Origin of the sequence: Mesorhizobium sp. M0159 (genome assembly GCF_040322295.1) — a bacterium.
Classification (GTDB): domain Bacteria; phylum Pseudomonadota; class Alphaproteobacteria; order Rhizobiales; family Rhizobiaceae; genus Mesorhizobium.
Genome location: NZ_JAMYTF010000050.1, coordinates 1 through 18,339, shown reverse-complemented (window position 1 = coordinate 18,339; position 18,339 = coordinate 1). Strand labels below are relative to the sequence as shown.

Sequence of the window (18,339 nt, the reverse complement as noted above, 5' to 3'; positions counted from 1 at the left end):
GGCGTTCGCGCGCAGCGTTGGGAATTCGCTCCCGCGCGGCCAAATGCACACGTCAAGATTCAGGTCTACAATGAAAATCGCAAGCTCCGCGATGCTCGCATCGCTGTTAGTTGCCGGATGCGCGGCAACCACGCCGCCAGACATTCTTCCAGTCTTCAATCCGGCCGATCCCGCAATGGGCGTCCGTGATGCGCGTCACCACCCGGCCGTCGTCGACTATAACCGTCGGGAGCCGGTCGATCCGAAGAATTGGCGGCGTCTTAATGAAGAACTCTCTCCCGCGAACCCGGGGGCCGGATCATGACGCGCCGGTTACTGACCATAGCTGCGGTATTGACTGTCCCGCTGATTGCCAGCGGATGCGTGTCCAGCGGGACCCTTGATGGCATCTCGGCCCCCATGGCCGGCTTCACGACAGTCGCGGCGCGTGCCGAAGCCGTAACCGGCAAGCAAACGGTGTGGGTTCAGTCCAGCGATGAAGCGCGGACAGTCTCGGAGCACGTGAAGCGCCTGGTCCAGAAGGAGACAATCGGTCCAGACACCGCGGTGCAGGTCGCCTTGCTCAACAATAAAGGCCTGCAGGCCGCCTACGCCGAGATCGGCCTGTCGGCGGCCGACATGTGGCAGGAATCGATGCTCGTCAATCCGACGATCTCGGTCGGCATGATCGGCGTCGATCCTGTGCGGACGATCGAAGGAGCGGTGGTCAGCAACATTCTTGCCATGGCGACGCACAAGCGGCGCGTTGCGGTCGCGGATGCCCGTTTCCGTCAGGCCCAGCTCCGCGCCGCCGAGGAAACGCTACGGCTGGCCGCGGACACGCGGCGGGCCTGGATCAACGCTGTCTCGGCCCGTGAGAGCGTTTCCTATTTGAACAAGGCGCAGGCTGCCGCCGATGCTGCTTCTGAACTCGCGCAAAAACTCGGCGAGACGGGTGCCTTCACAAAGACCGGGCAAGCCCGCGAGCACGTTTTTTATGCCGAGATCACCGGTCAGGCGGCGGAGACGCGGCTTACGGCACGGACCGCCAAGGAAGAGCTCACCCGGCTGATGGGTCTATGGGGACCGGATGTCGATTACTCAATCCCCAACATGCTTCCAGCCCTGCCCAAAGGCGCCAAGGCCAAACGCGCGATCGAGGCGGAGGCGCTAAAAAATCGCGTCGACCTCGAGATCGCGAAACTTGAGCTGGAAGCTCTGGCGAAATCCTACGGTCTGACCGAGGCAACGCGCTATGTCAGCGACCTGGAACTACTTTCCGGCGTGGAGGTGGAACGCGAGGATACGGAGGAGGGTGGAACCGAGACGAGTGTCTCACCCACTCTCGAACTCGAGTTCGTCATTCCGATCTTCGACACCGGCAAGGCGCGCATTCGCAAGGCCGAGCTTGCCTACATGCAAGCCGCAAACCGGATCGCGGAAAAGGCCGTCAACATCCGGTCAGAGGCTAGATCCGCCTATGATGCCTACCGTTCGACCTACGACATTGCCCGGCACTATCGGAACAATGTTGTGCCGCTGCGCACAAAAATCGAGGCGGAATCGGTCCTCACCTACAACGGCATGATCACCAACACGTTCGAGCTGCTGGCGGACACACGCGCGAAAATCAGCTCGATCATGCTTTCCCTCAATGCCAAGCGCAATTTCTGGCTGGCCGACGTCAATCTCGGAACCGCCATCCACGGGGGCGGCACAGGCTCATCTGGAGCCGGCGATGCACCGGCCCCAGCCGAACCGGGCGCCGAAGGCCACTGAACTCAAGGAGAACAAAATGCTTTCAAGACGTCAGTTGCTAGGCGCGGGAGCCCTGCTCGCAGGCGCCACTGCATGGACCAAAACATCCGCAATGGGGCTGCCCGACGCTCCGCTCATGGACTCTCCAGACATGCAGCCTCCGATTGTCCCGACGAGCGGACCTGACTACCAACCGGTCGTGACGCTCAACGGCTGGACACTCCCTCATCGCTTGAACAACGGCGTGAAGGAGTTCCACCTCGTGGCCGAGCCGGTCGAGCGCGAAATGTCGCCCGGCATGACCGCCTATCTCTGGGGTTACAACGGCCAGTCCCCCGGCCCGACCATAGAAGCGGTTGAAGGCGACCGCGTCCGCATCTTCGTAACAAACAAGCTGCCGGAGCACACGACGATCCACTGGCACGGCATGATCCTGCCCAACGGCATGGACGGCGTCGGTGGCCTCACCCAGCCGCACATCCAGCCTGGCAAGACCTTCGTCTACGAGTTCGACCTCGTGAAGAGCGGCACCTTCATGTACCATCCTCATGCCGACGAGATGGTCCAGATGGCCATGGGCATGATGGGCTTCTTCGTGATCCATCCCAAGGACCCGAAATACATGCGGGTCGACCGGGATTTCGTCTTCCTGCTGAATGCCTACGACATCGAACCGGGATCCTACGTCCCTAAGGTCATGGAGATGACCGACTTCAACCTGTGGTGTTGGAATAGCCGCATTTTTCCGGGAGTCAGTCCCCTGGTAGTGTCAAAGAACGACAGGGTGCGGGTGAGGGTCGGCAATCTGACCATGACCAATCACCCGATCCACATGCATGGCTATGACTTCGAAGTGACCTGCACCGATGGCGGCTGGGTTCGCCCCGAGGCACGCTGGCCGGAGGTGTCGATCGACATTCCGGTCGGAGCGATGCGCGCCTATGAGTTTGAAGCCAAGTATGAGGGCGACTGGGCGATCCACTGCCACAAATCGCACCACACGATGAACGCCATGGGACACGATGTGCCGACCTTCATCGGTGTCGACAAGACAAAGGTGACCGACAAGATCCGAAAGGTTCAGCCCGACTATATGCCGATGGGCAATCGCGGCATGGCCGATATGGGCGAAATGGAAATGCCGCTGCCCGACAACACCATCAAGATGATGGATGGCTGGGGGCAATTTGGCCCCATCGAGATGGGTTCCATGTTCTCAGTCGTCAAGGTTCGCGAGGGGCTCGCCTCGAACGACTACACCGATCCTGGCTGGTACCAGCACCCGGCGGGAACCGTGGCCTATGAGTGGAAGCGGGATGTCCCCGCTCCGACGAAGTCAGGCGACGCAAGAACGATGGCCCCGGCAGCGCACGGTGGTCACGGCAAACAGGGATGAGAACCGAACCCCGCAACCTCAACAATGAGAGAAAGTGCAGCATGAAACGTATGATCGTAGCGGCCGTTTTGACGGCGCTCAGTTCCGGAGCAGCTCTTGCCGGTGGAAGCCACGCCGGAGGCCATGGCGATAAAGCCGCCACCATGCCGATCGGCAACCCTGGCGAGGCGAGCAAGGCAAAGCGGACGATCAACATCTCGATGTCGGAGAAGGACGATGGAAAAATGTTGTTCCAGCCGGCCGTCCTCAAGGTGAGGAAGGGCGAGACCGTTCGCCTGAAGTTCGTCAACAAAGGCCAAGTCGACCACGAGTTCGTCATGGACGTCCATGAGGGGATCATGGAGCACAAGGCGCTGATGGAGAAGTTCCCCGAGATGGAGCACGCCGATCCCAACGCGATCCGGCTGGCGCCCGGCGCCAGAGGCGAGATCATCTGGACGTTCGCCAATGCCGGCGAATTCGGTTTCGGCTGCCTTGTGCCGGGTCACTACGATTCCGGCATGAAGGGCGACATCAGCGTCGCCAACTGAATTCGAAAACACAAAGGAAGCAGTCATGACACTATTGGTAAAGACACTCTCAACGCTCGCGCTCGTTCTCGCCATCGGCGGGAGCGCGCTTGCGCAGGAATACGTGAAGGGCGAAGTCATCAAGGTCGACGCCAAACAGCAGAAGCTGACGATTAAGCATGGGCCGCTGACCAATCTCGACATGCCAGCGATGACGATGGTGTTCGTCGTCGCCGAGCAGGGCCTGCTCGACAAGGTCAAAACGGGTCAGGCGATCGAGTTCACAGCCGATCGCGTCAACGGACGCATCACGGTCACCGGTATCAAGTAACCCGGCCAGCGTCGCGGGGTGAAAACCAATCCGAAGCGCAACTGACCGCTCTCGCAGGCGATCCCGGCGCGATCGCTTGCGAGGTGATGAGCGCCGCGGATCAGCCTTGTGCTGGATTTGCGGCACAATGAAGGGATACGCCAAATGACGCTACAAGTGGTCAATATTCGTGAAAGCTGCGAGGCGCTTTCGCAAAGCCGCGTTCTCGATCCAGTCTATGGATATTGAGACATCAAAACCCAGTACCTGGCTGATGGAAAAGCTGCGTCACCGATTAATGGCGCGGAGCCGAAAAACCGCCGGGAAAAGCCTCAGTGAGACATCGCTTCGTCCGCGTCGCTGACAGAAGCAAACTGGATAAAAGGTCATCAACGCTTGGCGCGCCAGGCCAGATGAGAGATTGCTATTATGAAACTTCTTCTAGTCGAAGACGACGAACAAATCAGCCGTTACATCGAAAATGGACTGAGCTCTTCCGGCCATGTGGTCGATGTCCTGACAGACGGGCGCGATGCTTTGCTTGTCGGACTGCGCGAGCCCTATGACGTCGCAATTGTGGATCGGATGCTGCCAGGCCTCGATGGTTTGTCGCTCGTGCGGGGTCTTCGAGGCGCCGGCGGAAAGGTCCCAGTGATCTTCCTGACGGCGGTGGGCGGTGTCAACGATCGAGTTGAGGGATTGGAGGCAGGTGCGGACGATTACTTGATCAAGCCCTTTGCATTCTCCGAACTCCTGGCTCGGATCAATGCTCTGCAAAGGCGCCCTCCGATCACCCCCGAAAAGGCAAAGCTGAAGGTGGCTGATCTGGAACTGGATCTCTTCAGCCGCCTCGCCACCCGCGGCGGAACGACGATCGAGTTGCTCCCTCGGGAATTCGCGCTGCTTGAACTCCTCATGCGTAACGAGGGCCGCATACTGACGAAGACCATGCTCCTTGAGCGGATCTGGAACTTCAACTTCGACCCGCAAAGCACCGTGGTGGAAACCCATATCAGCCGACTGCGGGCGAAGATCGACAAACCATTCGATGTTCCGCTCCTGCGTAATAGACGCAATACCGGCTACTCCATCCATGGCCAACGCTAGTATCGCCAGAAGTACGTCCATCCGACTCGCCGCGTTCTACATCTCCCTGTTTCTGCTCTCGTTTCTGGGAGCCAATTTCGTCGCTTACAACATGGTCGCCGCCTACCTTTACGAGCGGCTGGATTCCCATGTGATGGAGCGGTTCCGGGAGATTTCTTTCGCTTATGACGCGAACGGTGTCGATGGCGCTGCTGCCATGATCCGAAGCCATGGTCCGGCAATCAGGGGACAGGAGACGCTATACACACTGAAGGATCCCGAAGGCGACTTCCTGGCTGGCAACATTGACATTTCCAACGTGCCGCCGGGATTTTCCACACGCGCACCGACAAGCCACGAGGCGGCGCTCAATAATTTCAGGCTCTACCGGAAGGACCTGGACGGCTACGACCTGACCGTCGGCGTAAGCTATGACGACACCAATCGCTTGCGCAGCATCGCGCTTATCAGCTTCGGCTGGGGAACGGCGATCGTGCTTGCTGGAGGTCTCGGCGCGGGCGCAGTTTTGGCGTTCCGCACGAGACGGCGTGTCGCTAGACTCTCGGATGCGATGAAGTCCGTTGGCGCCGGCGATCTCGCTACCCGCTTGCCGGTCTCCTTGCGCAGCGATGACATCGACCTGCTGGCAACTGAGGTCAACGTCGCGCTGGCACAGCTACAGGCTAGTGTCGCGGCGATGACGCAGGTAACGACCGACATCGCTCACGACCTCAAGACGCCGGTCGGCCGGCTGTTTCTAACGCTTGAGGCCGCTTCCGAAAGCAAAGACCAAACGGCCACGAGATTCCTTATCGAAAAAGCGATGAGCGAAATCTCGCATATAGCCGGCACCTTCGAGGGCTTGCTGCGCATCTCGCAGATCGAGTCCGGCGCACGCCGTTCCCGGTTTGCGAGGGTGAACCTTTCGGAATTGGTCGCCGAAATCTACGATATCTATAGTCACATCGTGGAAGACGCCGAGCGTTCGCTGGTTCTGTCCAATGACAGCCAAAACACGGCCTTATTCATATGGGGCGATGCCGAACTGCTGAAGCAGATGTGCGTGAACCTTATCGTCAACGCAATGCGCCACACACAAAGAGGATCCCGGATTGCGATCGGTGTCACGACACAGGCGAATCGCTGTGCAATCATCGTCAGCGACAACGGACCGGGCATCCCGGCGGCGGAGCGGCAGAAGGTGTTCAAACGCTTCTATCGCCTGGAAAAAAGCCGGACCACCGAAGGGACAGGGCTCGGCCTCAGCCTGGTCAAGGCGATATCGGACATGCATGGCGCGACAATTTCCCTGAAGGACAATAGCCCCGGCTTAATTGTGGAAACAGAGTTCCCCCGTAACCATAATTGAGGTCAGTCACTTAGACGGATGTTCATATCACTTGAGACGAAATTATAAAAAGGGCAAACCAGCCGGCAGCGCTGCCAGCTGGTTTGCCCTGCACTGGCTCCGTGGGAAGATGCGGAACTGCGGTGTTGGTCCTGCTACCGGCCCGCCCAACTGGCGCGCTGGCGGGGGCTCCCCCCCTGCCACGATGAGGGGCTCACAGTTTCGACTCGGTTATAGGGGGAATCAGTCTTCTCGATATCGCCATTGTCGAGCACTTGGGAAGATATGTCGGGGTTGGATGCCGATTTCGTGGTTTCGCCCGTCGATCCATGGCCGTGCAAGACCTCGCCGATGCGCGGGCTTGTCGAGTTCGTGCCGCTGTTGGCGACACCGGTCGTTGCGGCGAAGACAATCAATGCATATCCGATAGTGTGTTTCATGGTTCAGTCCTCTTGTCGAAAGTGAGCGTTCCGACGCTCAGCAACAACAGGCTATCGGGTCGAATTCACGGGCACCTTCGCTCCGATTTACATTTTTGTGATTCTCATGCGTGGCCATGACAAAAGCAAAGTCCGGAAGGTCAGCTTATGAAATGGCACATGCTGCTGGCTGACACAGTTTCTTTGCGGGGATGCATGTCTATCCAATTATCCAATGATGCTTCAAAGGCAAAAGAGCGCGCGCGGAACCAGACATCAATGAAAACGAATGTTTGACTGTCGCGTCTGCTTGAGGCGCTGGGAGATTGCCGCACACGGGGTTGCCTGGGTCGTCCACTATTCCGTTCCTGAGAGATCTGCATCGAGGTCGACAACCACCCGCGGGTGGCCACGAGCCATACGCAAGCCTTACAAAAATGTATGAAAAATGTTGTGGCGCATGGTGTCGTCGAGCAATAGCGTTCTTGCAACGGCCTTCGCTCGCGAGTGCGCGAACCTCGGTTTGAAACAAGATCCTAGCATCCTCGGAGATGTCGCTCGACACCCCGTCGGCGCCATGTGGATGTTGAGCTCGATACCAGAAAAGCGAGAAACTGGCATCGATGGCCACAAGTCGCATTACACGATCCAACGTGGTGGATCACGACGTGCCGACGGTGTTCGGCCTCGATAAGTCGAACGTCACCGACAAGGTACGGCGCGTCCGGCCCGAATACATGGCCCCGGCAGCGCACGGTGGTCACGGCAAACAGGGATGAGAACCGAACCCCGCAACCTCAACAATGAGAGAAAGTGCAGCATGAAACGTATGATCGTAGCGGCCGTTTTGACGGCGCTCAGTTCCGGAGCAGCTCTTGCCGGTGGAAGCCACGCCGGAGGCCATGGCGATAAAGCCGCCACCATGCCGATCGGCAACCCTGGCGAGGCGAGCAAGGCAAAGCGGACGATCAACATCTCGATGTCGGAGAAGGACGATGGAAAAATGTTGTTCCAGCCGGCCGTCCTCAAGGTGAGGAAGGGCGAGACCGTTCGCCTGAAGTTCGTCAACAAAGGCCAAGTCGACCACGAGTTCGTCATGGACGTCCATGAGGGGATCATGGAGCACAAGGCGCTGATGGAGAAGTTCCCCGAGATGGAGCACGCCGATCCCAACGCGATCCGGCTGGCGCCCGGCGCCAGAGGCGAGATCATCTGGACGTTCGCCAATGCCGGCGAATTCGGTTTCGGCTGCCTTGTGCCGGGTCACTACGATTCCGGCATGAAGGGCGACATCAGCGTCGCCAACTGAATTCGAAAACACAAAGGAAGCAGTCATGACACTATTGGTAAAGACACTCTCAACGCTCGCGCTCGTTCTCGCCATCGGCGGGAGCGCGCTTGCGCAGGAATACGTGAAGGGCGAAGTCATCAAGGTCGACGCCAAACAGCAGAAGCTGACGATTAAGCATGGGCCGCTGACCAATCTCGACATGCCAGCGATGACGATGGTGTTCGTCGTCGCCGAGCAGGGCCTGCTCGACAAGGTCAAAACGGGTCAGGCGATCGAGTTCACAGCCGATCGCGTCAACGGACGCATCACGGTCACCGGTATCAAGTAACCCGGTCGAGCAATGCCATGGGTACGGAAGTCAGGATGAAGGTGCCGGGCAGAAAATCCTCCAGAGATTTTCTTTCCAGTCGTCACGTGCGGAGCGGCTCAGAGGCATCTCTATGGGATATTTTCGCGCACCTACGCTCACATATGCCGGATAGTTACAGCGAACTTGTGCACGGTGCCTGCCGCCATCTTCATACCTGATGGCGCCGTTCGCGTCCGTCTCGACTAGGCCAATAGCGACGTCAAAGTCATAGTCCCCATATAGCGAGACATTGTTGTTCACGACGCTGAGCTGGACCGACGTGGCATCTGGAAAACTAGCTGTGTAAAAGATCAGCTGCTCCGCCGCCATCGAGGGCGGAGTCACCAACACGCCGGCAAATAGTGCAATGGCGCGCATTTTCCTCCTTCCAAGGTTCCAAGGTCAGACTATCACCTCTCGCGTCAATGTTCGAATCGAATGTCCATGTCGGCGTTGGCGGAGACGTTCAGAGGCTGGATAGTCCTCGTCGCCTGCAGCGCACAAGGCGGCTGGCAGGCTCATTATGCGGGTGCTAAGCACAATGTCTTTGCGCGGCGATAGACTCAGCAAGAACAAATTACTTGTTCTTGCATGGCCTTAAAGAGATCATAGCATGAGTAGAAGCGTTGGCGATCCTGGCTTTGTGAGCGGTTTCACAAGAAGATCACAAACGCTCGAGACACTATCGACCGGTCCCGTGGTAGCAAAGCTCGACCTCAACGGCCGATATGCGGCGCATGCCCGCTCGTCAGCCTTGGGCTGATTGCGACAGGTTGGCTTTAGGCTGGGACGACACATGAGAGCTGGCCGACATTCAGGTCATCACGACGATGTCGTGACCTGACCCGAGGCATCGTTGCTACTCACCGGAGGGACGCCGCGAGAGGACTAAAAAGAAGACGTTCAAACATAATCCGTCGAAGTGCCGTCTCGCCATAAATGTCGTCCTTTGTTGTCCACCCGCCAGTTCCCGCTGGTTTCCGCCTTTCCCATCGACTTTGCCGTTCCGACACTAGCTATTGAGAGTATTGGACATCGCGCTCCGCGACGGTCACGCCGTCCGTGACCCTGTCGCTCGGGTGCAGTACCACGCGATCGCCTGGGGCAAGGCCCAACAGAACCTCCGCCGTACGGCTGTTTCGCTGACCGATCTTGATGATAGATACCCGTGTACGGCCGTCCCTTACCGCGAATACCGCCCAGTCGTCTCCTTGTCGGAACAGGGCAGCCACCGGGACGGCCAGGATGTCATCGCCTTTCCAGATCGTGACATGCACTATCACGCGGTAATCATGTCCTAGCCCCGACCACTTCGCCGGAGGGTCGGTGAAGTCGATCGTCGTGCGGACGCGTTGTTCCTCGATGCCAAGTGCGGAAACCTTGGTGAAGCCCGCCGGATCGACGCGGGAGACGCGGCCCTGGACCGGCAGTCCACCCCAGTTGTCGATCCAGACCGGCGCGCCTTGCTTTATGCGGACAGCGTCGGTCGACAACAGGTCCGCGACGATTTCGAGATCGAGCGGGTCGCCGATTTCGATCAGCGGTGCACCGGCTTGGACTACCCCTTCGCTCTCCTGAATGATCTTCAGCACGCTGCCTGCCACGGGAGCGCGCAACTGTATGCAGCAGGCGGGATCTGGCTCCGGCGCGGTTCCCGACTGCTCACCAAGCCGGGCTGCAACGCTGTTACGCTCGTTTCGGCGGACCTCCAGCTGAGCTTTTGCACTGGCCAGGGCTGCCTCATTGGTTTCGACGTCGAACTTGGCGCCATCGAGGGCTTTGAGAGAAATCGCCTCAGTGCGCGCAAGTGCTTCCGCCCGCCCCAACTCCGTTCTCGAAAATACAAGCGCAGCCTCGATCCGGCGCATTTCGGCTGCCGCAAGGTTTACCGTCGCATCGGCCGCAGCCAGCGCCGCCAGCAGTTCCTCGTGGGTGCGCGCATCGTGAAAGCTCGGCAGTGTCGGCTGCATCACAGCCACGACGGTTTCGTCCTTGGTGACGTGGTCTCCGATGTGGCGGGGTGGAGAGATCCGCAGGACTTTGCCGGCGATCGGGGCTGACACCGTATAGACGTGACGCACGCGCGTTTTCGCTTCGTCGTCGATCGTGACTTCCATGGGACCTTTCGTCAGCGTTGCCAGATCCACTGCAATCGGCCGCGGCCATGCGAACCAGACGGCGCCGGCGCCCAAGATGGTCAACGCTACAATGCCCAACGTTCGCTTCATCCAGATCGTGTGCATGGTTCAATCCCGTGTCTTGAGAACGGTGACAAGGTCCAGCTCGTTGAGCCTTCGGCGAACGACGAGCGCGGAAAGCACGGCCGCGGCGATCACGATCGCGCTGGCGAAGACGTAGGTGGACTGCTCAACGATCAGGCGCACCCGCATCAGTTCGCCGGCCAGGTTCTTCTGCATAATCCAGGCAAGACCAAAGCCAATGAGCCATCCAGGCGGCTGCGCGATCAATGTGAGCAGGGCGAGTTCCAACAGCAGGATGCGCAACACTTCACCCCGGGTGAAGCCAAGGACGCGCAAGCTGGCCAACTCCCGCGCCCGTTCGGAAAGCGAGATCCGGGCGCTGTTGTAGACGACACCAAACGCGATGACGGCAGCCAGCCCGGTGTAGATGCTGGCCATTGTCGTGATCAGCAAGGCAACCAGTTTGCGGAAATTCGCAAGCGACACACTCTGCAGAGCCAGGCCGCCGACAATCGGCAGGTTCTTGATGGCGGCATAGAACGTTTCCCGGCTGTTCTGGTCGAGGCTGACATTGATGCTGTTCACAGACGGCGCTTCGCGCATCAGGCGCGCGAGCGTCTCTGAATCCATTATCCCGCGGATGCCGAAGTAATCTTCGACCAAGGCTGCCACAGGAACGACAGAGGTCCGCCGCGCTCCTTCGAGCAAGTCGACCTCGACGGAATCGCCGACCCTCACCGCGAGAATCCTAGCAAGCATGCTCGAAATCGCCAGGCCCGCTTCCGGCAGAACGACCGGCCGCAGGTCGACATCAATGATGCGGTTGAGATCGGCGTCACGCCGCCTGCCGCTGATCATGATCCGGCGCTCGACGTTTCCGCTCCTGATGCGGACCGGCACCTCGCGGTAGGGCTCCGCGGCGAGAACGCCCGGAAGCCGCGCGATCTGCAGCACGACGTCCAGCGGGCGTTTTTCCACGAAACTGACGGTGGCGTCCTGACGGTCGGCCAGGAAATACGTCACGTCGATGAGCTGCTCCATCGCATCGCCAGTGAAAAGTGACACAATCAGGATGGCTGTCGCCAGCGCAATTCCAAGCGTCGTGAACAACGACCTGACTGGATGGCGAGTGATATTGCGCAACATCATCGTGGTCGGTTGCGACATGAACCTGTCGACTGTGAAGCTCGCAGGCAGCAGTCGCCGATAGCGCGGAGGCGCCGGCGGCTGCATCGCGACGGCAGGCGCCAATCGCACGACCTCTCGAAGCGCTCGCACAGCCCCGATGATTGCAGCGACGAGACTGAGCGCGGCGGCAATGACGTAGAGGTCCGGGCTCTTGGTGAAGACGAGGAACGGAAAATGGAAAAAGTCACCGAACAGACTGGTGATGCGCATCCCCAGCCAAGTGCCCGCTGCACTGCCGATTACAATGCCGATCATCACGATGACGGTGACGAATTTGAGGTAGTGCATGACGATGCTGGCGTTGTTGTATCCCAGCGCCTTCATCAGCCCGATCTGCTCGCGCTCCAGCGCAACGAGCCGGCTCAGTGTGAGATTGACCAGGAATGCCGACACCAAAAGGAAAATCGGTGGCAGGGTCCGGCTCATGTTGTTGAGCATATCGAGTTCGTGGTTCAGCCAGGCGTGCGAAGTCTGGTCCTTCCGGCCATAGGCCGCTCGGCCACCATAGCGCTCGAGCAGGGCGTCCAGGCGCATCATGACCTCACTCTCGGACGCGCCCCGCAGCAGCTTCAACGACACGGACGAGAACGCATCATCGAGATCGTAGGCGCTGGCGAGCGTTTTTTCCGACATCCAGATGAGGCCGAAGCGACGATCGTCCGGCATGATGTCACCTGGCCCGACCGCGTAGATGAACTCGGGAGACAGCGCGATCCCGACAATCGTCAATTCACGTTTCCGGCCGTTCAATATTGCCGAGAATCGGGCCCCGGGCTGAAAGCGGTGGGACAAGGCAAAGCCCTCGTTGACGACGACCTCTTCGGCGCGTCCGGGCTCCGGCATGCGACCAACACGCATGTAGAGCAGGTTGAGCGAAGCCTCCTGGGTTTCGGGCAGGGATATGACTTCACCTGTCGCCGGCTCCAGATAACCCGGTATGTCAAGCAGCACGAGCTTGGCAATTCGTGTGTCGACCGAAGCAACGCCGGGAATCTCGGCAATCCGGTCGACAAGCGTTTTTGGCGCGCGGCTTACCGAAGCAAAGACGTCGGCGAAGCGGTAGCGTTCGTAGTAGGCAGTGCGCGTCTCGTCCAGGGAACGGTAGGATCCGACGGCGAGGATGAGCGTCGCCACGCCTCCGGCAATGACGAGGGCGATGGCAAGCGCTTGCGCCCAGAGCCGCCCGAAGTCGCGGAGGAGCTTGATGTCCAGCGCCCCCATCCTGTTCACCAGACAAGTTCCGCAGCAGTCCGGCGAACCTCGTTTTTGCGGATTCTGGAGATCTGCCCGTCGGCGAAAAACAGGACGCGGTCGGCGACATCCTGGATGCTGGCGTTGTGCGTGATGATGAGTGTCGTGGTGCCAAGCTGGGCATTGATGCCGAGCAGTGCCTCGATTACCCGGATGCCTGTCTTGGAATCCAGCGCGCCTGTCGGCTCGTCGCAAAGCAACACGTCCGGGCGCTTGGCGATGGCACGGGCAATGGCCACGCGTTGCTGTTCGCCACCGGACAATTGAGCCGGGAAATGGTGCATCCTCGGTTGAAGCCCGACTAGCGCCAAAGCCTCCTCCGGGCGCATCGGATGATCGGAAATCTCCGTGACGAGAGCGACATTTTCATAAGCGGTCAGGCTGGGGATCAGGTTGTAGAACTGGAAAACGAACCCGACGTGCTGCCGCCGATAGGCAGTCAGCCCCCGATCATCGAGGTTGGTCAGTTCCTGGTCCCTGAAGAACAACTGGCCACTCGTGGCGTGGTCAAGCCCGCCCATGATGTTGAGCAGGGTCGACTTCCCGCTGCCCGACGGTCCAAGCAGAACGACCATCTCTCCCGCCGCGATCTCAAGATCCAGCTTACGCAACGCAAGCACTTGCGTCTCGCCCGAGGTGTAGGTTTTGGTCAGCGCTCTTGCGGTGAAGACAGTATCAGCCATGGCCGCCAGGGATCGCATGTTCGAGGCACTTGTCGCGTCGGCGCAGACATCAATCCGCGAGGTCGCATGGCACAGTCACCCGTCGAGGTGAGCGCGACATTGATACAAATCAAAACCGCTTCGGGGGCGGTCATGTGTTCCGGTAGCCGCTCGACATGTTGTGGGAGCAGTCAAGTCGCCCGCACCGGTCGGTTCGGAACCGGCATTGACTTGCCTCAAAGAGGTCGGCGGCATTTACGCTACGATGCCGCCGATTGGCGCTCGGGCGCCTGTTCACTTGAACTGAGCCAAGGATGAGGCAGATGAAAGCAAAGGATGTAATGAGTCCAAACATTGTTGCCGTGTCGCCTGACCACAGCGTAAGACATGCAGCGCGGATCATGCTGGATCATCGCATCAGCGGCATGCCTGTCGTCGATGACGAAGGCCGCCTGGCTGGAATTGTGAGCGAGGGTGATTTCCTGCGCAGGTCAGAACTGGGTGCCCCAGTATTTCCGATAGGTGCACCGCGCAGCTATGTGAAGGGCCACAGCTGGAAAGTGGCGGATCTGATGACCTCGGATGTCATCGTGGCGGACGAGGAAACCCCGATAGCGCGAATTGTTGCGCTGATGCAGGAGCACGGCATAAAGCGCATTCCGGTGATGAGAGGACAGCGTCTGGTCGGCGTCGTCAGCCGCGCCGATCTTCTGCGCGTCGTCGTTGCGACGAGGTTTGACGACGCTACGGCGGCAGGTGACGATGCGATCCGGCGCAGCATTCTTACACGGCTGCGAGAGGACGCAGGGGTCGAAGCAGACGCGTTAACGCTTATGGTGACTGATGGCCTGGTGCATTTTTCGGGTGCGGTCAGATCGCAGAGTGAACGGGATGCTGTGCGCGTGGTTGCCGAAGGCGTCAGGGGCGTCAAAGGTGTGTTCGACCATCTGTGTCTGGCGCATCCGTGAACAGCGGGGGGAACGCAGCGCGATGCGAGCGCATTCTCCCGAGACCAACAGCGTCGCGAACACCTCTGCCATGCAAGACGATCTGGCGATATTGCAGCGGGAGACATTCGACTACTTCATTCATGAGGCGAACCCCGCCAATGGTCTCATCCTGGACAAGACCGAGGCGGATTGGCCGGCAAGCATTGCGGCCACCGGCTTGGCGCTGGCTTGCTATCCGGTGGGAGTCGAGCGCGGATTCATGACGCGAAGCGCGGCCGCGGAACGCACCTTGGCAACGCTGCGCTTCTTCTGGAACAGTCCGCAGGGCCCCGAGCCCGACGCTACCGGATACCGCGGCTTCTATTATCACTTCCTGGACATGCAGACCGGCCGGCGGACCTGGCAATGCGAGCTGTCGACGATCGACAGCACGTTCCTGCTGGCGGGCGCGCTGGCTGCAGGGCAGTATTTCGATGCCGACACCGCGCCCGAGGCCGAGATCCGTACCTTGGCCGAGGCGCTTTATCACCGTGCCGATTGGCGCTGGGCGCAGGACGGGGGAGAGACCGTCGCCCACGGCTGGACACCCGAGCACGGGTTCCTGAAATATCGCTGGCAAGGCTATGACGAGGCGCTCTTGCTCTATGTCCTGGGACTGGGTTCGCCGACCCACCCCTTGCCCGAGACTAGCTACCCCGCCTGGACCGCAACATTCCGATGGGAAAATTGTTACGGCTACGAGTATCTTTATGCTGGATCGCTGTTCATTCACCAGCTTTCCCATGTCTGGATCGATTTTCGTGACATCCAGGATGCCTTCATGCGCAGCAAGGGAAGCGACTATTTCGAGAACAGCCGACGGGCCACATTCGTTCAGCAACGCTACGCCGTCGACAATCCGCGTGGATTTGAGGGTTATGGCGAACACTGCTGGGGCATCACCGCAAGCGAGGGGCCTGGTCCTTCCACGCTCAAGTTGAACGGCATCGAGCGCCAGTTCGAGGGTTATGTCGCGCGCGGCGTGCCCTATGGTCCCGACGATGGCACGCTCGCTCCATGGTCGGTCGCTGCCTCCCTGCCTTTTGCTCCCGAAATCGTCCGGCCGGCGATCAGCTTCTGCATCCACCAAGCCAAGCTCAAGGCCGCCAATGCCTATGGTTTCAAGGCGGCCTTCAATCCGACGCATCCAGGAACATCCGGCAACGCCTTTGGATGGTGGGTTTCGCCTTGGCATTTCGGCCTCAACGAAGGTCCCGTCGTGCTCATGATCGAGAACGAATGCAGCGGCCTCCTGTGGCGGCTGATGCGCTCATGCCGGTATATTCGCACCGGCCTGCAACGGGCGGGATTTGAAGGTGGCTGGTTGAAAGAGTTCAATCAGGAGTCGACGCCGGCTGCTTGATTCGGCATGGATTGAGTTCGGGTGGATACGACGAAGGCTGAGAAATAGGCGAGCGTTAAGCCGGCGAGGGAAATCGCATTCGGCGGATGCGGAATGGGGTCCGTCCTCACGACCCTTTCAGCGCCGGCCGCCAACAGCTGCGCGTAGGCGTCTTGCATTACGAAGCAGGGCAGTGGCAAGTTTGTTCAAATAAAGCTTCAAAATAATGTTATCGGATATCGCAAATTGATTTCGATCAAAGCGGAACGCCCCCATCGGCCTTTGATCAAAGCTTGTCAACGTAGGAGATGACGTCATGGAAATCTCTTCCCGCGATCTTATGACAGTATTCCACGGTATGGGTTTTGGAGCACTCTTTATGCTCGCGTTTTCGGGTGCACTTGCCGAGCTCTATCGAATGTCTGCGCCTGGAGCCCCATCCATCCCAAGCGCCAGAGAACACAATCTGCTTTTGCTTTATCTCTCGATAATGGTCTTCCTTGCCTGGGGTGCGGTGCTGTCGGGTGCCTACATAGTATATCCGTGGTATCGAGCGGCGGTGCCCCCAGGGGTTACCAATTTGGCCGACTATCCAAAGTTTCTGCTGACCTCCAACCCGAAGACATCCGCGTGGCATAGCTTGGGGATGGAGTGGAAAGAGCACGTGGCTTGGCTTGCGCCAATTGCCATGACGATGGTCGCCTATGTCTTCGCCAAATACGGACCGGCTTTGGCCAGGCAGAAAGAAATCCGCACGGCCGTCATCGGCTTCGCGGTTGTTGCCTTCGTGGCGACTGGTGTAGCGGGTGCTTTCGGGGCGTTTCTCAACAAATACGCCCCGGTTCGTGGTGGCGCGATGATTGAAATCATCGCCGGTGAACAGGAGGGCGAATAGTCATGGCCAATATCAAGCCTATCAGGCCGGACGAGATTCCCAACGGTCCCGGTGCGGCCGCCATCCTGGCCGCTGGAATTGGATCTGCCGCTATGGGGATATTCGCCTTGGCCGGCGATGCCTTTACATCACTCAACCACTTTTTCACGTTTTATACACCAACCGGCGCCTTGTCCGGCGTCTCGACCAGCGCAGTCATCGTCTGGTTGATTGCCTGGTTTATCCTTTCGCGCAGGTGGGCCCCAAAGAACGTGGAAATGGCAAAGGTCCTTTCTGTGTCCTTCGCGTTGCTGGCGGTAGGCGTATTGCTGACGTTCCCGCCTGTCATGGACCTCATCCAGGGCAGGTAGAGAAGAAACTTACTTGAGTTGGGCGCGGGCATGGTCCATCGAAAGCGGCCAAGTTCGCGCGATCTATAGCTTCCCCTTGCCACCGGCACGTTCGCGATCATCGGCGCCGATCGAAATGTCGCGCTGAGAATTCAAAGGCTGAATAACGATCGGCCCGGCGCAATCCACTGTCAGCCAGGTGCTTGCGTTCCGTGCAACGCGTCAATCTACCGGAAAACAGCTATTCTATTGCCTCCCGGCCCGAAATTTCTTCTACGAGAATCCGGAAGAAAACGTGCGGTGTGCTGTCTGACACGGGAGGTGTGATCGGCCTGAGCGCGCCAGGCTCCCACCAGTCCGTGTGCTTGCTCAACACTGCCCATGCATGACCGCGTTGAAACTCGTGGCCGGTCCGGTCACTCAGTTCTTCAAAGCGGCCGTCGACAATGACGCTTCTCCATCCGCGTCCTTGGCCGTGTTCCTCGACCTGGGCGCACACTAAGGGATTGGCTCTCATCCACTCGATCTTCTTGCCTAGCAAGGAAAACGCGTAGAGGTGAGTGTCAGCGTAGGCGTAGTTGAAACACACGACGTAGGGTTGCCCGTCCTTCGCGCATGCCAAGTGGCCAATACGATTGGCCGCTAGCAACTTCGTACATTCGAGTGAAGACAGCGTGCGGATCAGCATCGATGAGATCTCCTGTTTTTTGTATTTCACATCCTGGCAGCCGCACTCGCAATGACGTGGATCAAACTGCTGCGTCCGCTCGGTCGGCAGGGCTCGACCGCGCCTCGGAATGTGCGCACGCCAATGGCAGCGGCAGCTTCAGGCTTGCAATCGCGGCGAGGCCCATTGCTGCGGCAGCGGCGAAGAAGGCGGCGCCTTCCAGCCCGGGGAACCCCGAACAGCAGGCCGGCGGCCGCGGAGCCCACTAGCGCCCGAGGCTGACCGCAGTTGTGTGCGTCAAGTTCTGCAAAATGGCGTGGCATTGCGGTGACGTCGGCGTGTCCGCCGCGCAGCCCCCGTGTTTAGCGGA

Annotated in this window: 19 protein-coding genes; 14 read left to right on the top strand and 5 right to left on the bottom strand. The window is 59.3% G+C overall.

Translation table 11 applies throughout. From position 1 onward, the window contains the following. Positions 1-70 precede the first annotated feature (70 nt). The 10 genes from NKJ32_RS29570 to NKJ32_RS29525 all read left to right on the top strand — a co-directional run bounded on the left by NKJ32_RS29570 (position 71) and on the right by NKJ32_RS29525 (position 8,424). Positions 71-304 (top strand): hypothetical protein, encoded by a 234-nt coding sequence (locus NKJ32_RS29570; RefSeq protein ID WP_352455531.1) that lies wholly within the window; start codon positions 71-73, stop codon positions 302-304. Then, entirely contained in the window at positions 301-1,758 is a 1,458-nt protein-coding gene (locus tag NKJ32_RS29565) for a TolC family protein (protein ID WP_352641659.1), read from the top strand. Before NKJ32_RS29570 ends, NKJ32_RS29565 begins: the two co-directional genes overlap by 4 nt. A 16-nt stretch (positions 1,759-1,774) precedes the next feature. Next, positions 1,775-3,133 (top strand): multicopper oxidase family protein, encoded by a 1,359-nt coding sequence (locus NKJ32_RS29560; protein ID WP_352455533.1) that lies wholly within the window; start codon positions 1,775-1,777, stop codon positions 3,131-3,133. Between the two features lie 41 nt (positions 3,134-3,174). After that, positions 3,175-3,663: a cupredoxin domain-containing protein gene (locus tag NKJ32_RS29555; RefSeq protein WP_352786766.1), complete on the top strand. Its 489-nt coding sequence runs from the start codon at positions 3,175-3,177 to the stop codon at positions 3,661-3,663. A 25-nt stretch (positions 3,664-3,688) separates the two neighbouring features. After that, positions 3,689-3,973 (top strand): copper-binding protein, encoded by a 285-nt coding sequence (locus NKJ32_RS29550; protein WP_352455535.1) that lies wholly within the window; start codon positions 3,689-3,691, stop codon positions 3,971-3,973. A 408-nt stretch (positions 3,974-4,381) separates the two neighbouring features. Continuing rightward, entirely contained in the window at positions 4,382-5,059 is a 678-nt protein-coding gene (locus NKJ32_RS29545) for a response regulator (protein ID WP_352596276.1), read from the top strand. Then, a complete protein-coding gene (locus NKJ32_RS29540) occupies positions 5,046-6,407 on the top strand; it encodes a sensor histidine kinase (protein ID WP_352625702.1) in 1,362 nt (453 codons plus the stop codon). The genes NKJ32_RS29545 and NKJ32_RS29540 overlap by 14 nt, the downstream gene beginning before the upstream one ends. Positions 6,408-7,428: 1,021 nt before the next feature. Further along, positions 7,429-7,584 (top strand): hypothetical protein, encoded by a 156-nt coding sequence (locus tag NKJ32_RS29535; protein WP_352625703.1) that lies wholly within the window; start codon positions 7,429-7,431, stop codon positions 7,582-7,584. Positions 7,585-7,625: 41 nt separating this feature from the next. Then, positions 7,626-8,114, top strand: a complete 489-nt coding sequence (locus tag NKJ32_RS29530) for a cupredoxin domain-containing protein (RefSeq protein ID WP_352786766.1) — start codon at positions 7,626-7,628, stop codon at positions 8,112-8,114. Positions 8,115-8,139: 25 nt separating this feature from the next. Continuing rightward, positions 8,140-8,424 carry a copper-binding protein gene (locus NKJ32_RS29525; protein ID WP_352455535.1) on the top strand — a complete coding sequence of 95 codons (285 nt, stop codon included), beginning with the start codon at positions 8,140-8,142 and terminating at the stop codon, positions 8,422-8,424. A 30-nt stretch (positions 8,425-8,454) separates the two neighbouring features. On the opposite strand, the gene NKJ32_RS29520 is transcribed toward NKJ32_RS29525, so the two are convergent. The 4 genes from NKJ32_RS29520 to NKJ32_RS29505 all read right to left on the bottom strand — a co-directional run bounded on the left by NKJ32_RS29520 (position 8,455) and on the right by NKJ32_RS29505 (position 13,768). After that, the gene (locus NKJ32_RS29520) at positions 8,455-8,823 is read right to left on the bottom strand and encodes a hypothetical protein (RefSeq protein ID WP_352455540.1); all 369 of its coding nucleotides are present in this window, start codon (positions 8,821-8,823) and stop codon (positions 8,455-8,457) included. 638 nt (positions 8,824-9,461) lie between these two features. After that, positions 9,462-10,688, bottom strand: coding sequence for an efflux RND transporter periplasmic adaptor subunit (locus NKJ32_RS29515; protein WP_352593945.1), 1,227 nt, complete (start codon positions 10,686-10,688; stop codon positions 9,462-9,464). Positions 10,689-10,691: 3 nt separating this feature from the next. Beyond that, the gene (locus NKJ32_RS29510) at positions 10,692-13,055 is read right to left on the bottom strand and encodes an ABC transporter permease (protein ID WP_352622945.1); all 2,364 of its coding nucleotides are present in this window, start codon (positions 13,053-13,055) and stop codon (positions 10,692-10,694) included. 5 nt (positions 13,056-13,060) lie between these two features. After that, positions 13,061-13,768, bottom strand: a complete 708-nt coding sequence (locus tag NKJ32_RS29505) for an ABC transporter ATP-binding protein (protein ID WP_352622939.1) — start codon at positions 13,766-13,768, stop codon at positions 13,061-13,063. Between the two features lie 302 nt (positions 13,769-14,070). On the opposite strand from NKJ32_RS29505, the gene NKJ32_RS29500 reads away from it, so the two are divergent. The 4 genes from NKJ32_RS29500 to NKJ32_RS29485 all read left to right on the top strand — a co-directional run bounded on the left by NKJ32_RS29500 (position 14,071) and on the right by NKJ32_RS29485 (position 17,323). Beyond that, entirely contained in the window at positions 14,071-14,715 is a 645-nt protein-coding gene (locus NKJ32_RS29500) for a CBS domain-containing protein (RefSeq protein ID WP_352570955.1), read from the top strand. Positions 14,716-14,737: 22 nt separating this feature from the next. Beyond that, entirely contained in the window at positions 14,738-16,099 is a 1,362-nt protein-coding gene (locus NKJ32_RS29495) for a glucoamylase family protein (RefSeq protein WP_352640974.1), read from the top strand. 295 nt (positions 16,100-16,394) lie between these two features. Next, the gene (locus NKJ32_RS29490; RefSeq protein WP_352593949.1) at positions 16,395-16,973 is read left to right on the top strand and encodes a hypothetical protein; all 579 of its coding nucleotides are present in this window, start codon (positions 16,395-16,397) and stop codon (positions 16,971-16,973) included. Between the two features lie 2 nt (positions 16,974-16,975). Next, a complete protein-coding gene (locus tag NKJ32_RS29485; protein ID WP_352593950.1) occupies positions 16,976-17,323 on the top strand; it encodes a hypothetical protein in 348 nt (115 codons plus the stop codon). A 220-nt stretch (positions 17,324-17,543) separates the two neighbouring features. On the opposite strand, the gene NKJ32_RS29480 is transcribed toward NKJ32_RS29485, so the two are convergent. Beyond that, a complete protein-coding gene (locus NKJ32_RS29480) occupies positions 17,544-17,990 on the bottom strand; it encodes a pyridoxamine 5'-phosphate oxidase family protein (RefSeq protein WP_352455548.1) in 447 nt (148 codons plus the stop codon). Between the last annotated feature and the right edge of the window lie 349 nt (positions 17,991-18,339).